This window comes from Pseudanabaena sp. CCNP1317, assembly GCF_034931345.1.
GTDB classification, from domain to species: Bacteria; Cyanobacteriota; Cyanobacteriia; order Pseudanabaenales; family Pseudanabaenaceae; genus Pseudanabaena; species Pseudanabaena galeata.
Genome location: NZ_JAYGIF010000143.1, coordinates 1 through 777, shown reverse-complemented (window position 1 = coordinate 777; position 777 = coordinate 1). Strand labels below are relative to the sequence as shown.

At 69.9% G+C, this 777-nt stretch carries 1 protein-coding gene; it reads left to right on the top strand.

Annotated features, from left to right (window positions below):
* Window positions 1–777: carotenoid oxygenase family protein (locus tag VB775_RS22545; RefSeq protein WP_323216965.1), on the top strand; the 777-nt coding region annotated here is incomplete at both ends.

The window sequence follows — 777 nt, the reverse complement described above, 5'->3', positions numbered from 1 at the left end:
GGTTCGCTTCTCCGCGCTCGCCGGGGTGGGCGGAGCGGTGGGGGTGGGTTGTGGTTCGAGCGGTGGGAGCCTGCTTCCACCCCCAGGGCCCGAGCACGACTCGATCCTGCGCGGCACCCGGGAGGAGCTCGACGACGCGTCGCTCGAGGTGATCGCAGGGCAGGTGCCGCGGGACATGCTCGGCTTCGTCTTCGTGGTCGGCGGGGTGCCCTACGGCGACGGGACCCCGCTCTTCACCGGCGACGCGATGGTGCTGCGGCTGCGCTTCGAAGACGGCAACGCCCGCGCGAAGACGCGGCTGCTCCGCACCGACGACTACCTCTTGGACCAGGCCGCGACCGGTGAGCTCGCCTACCGCAACAACGGCATGGTTCGTATGTCGGCGCAGCTCGGTGCGCGCGACTTCGTGAACACCGCGCTCGTGCCGTCTCCGAGCGGGCGCCTGCTCGCGACCTACGACGCCGGACGCCCGTGGGAGATCGATCCCGAGACGCTCGAAGCGGTGACGCCGGTCGGCCTCGTGGACACCTGGCGCCCGATGTTCTCCGGGCTCGGGCCGGGTTTCGATCTCTTGCCGATCCACATGTCGAGCGCCCACCCGGTGTGGGATCAGGTCGAGGATCGCGCGTACCTCGTGAACTGGGCCCCACCGATCGAGGGCCTGTCCTCGGAGCCTTTCTTGCGCGTGCTCACGTGGAGCGGGGACGACGAGCCGGTGGCGACCGAGATCGTGGACGGCGACGGAAACCTCGCGCTCATCGAGCAATCGCTCCATCA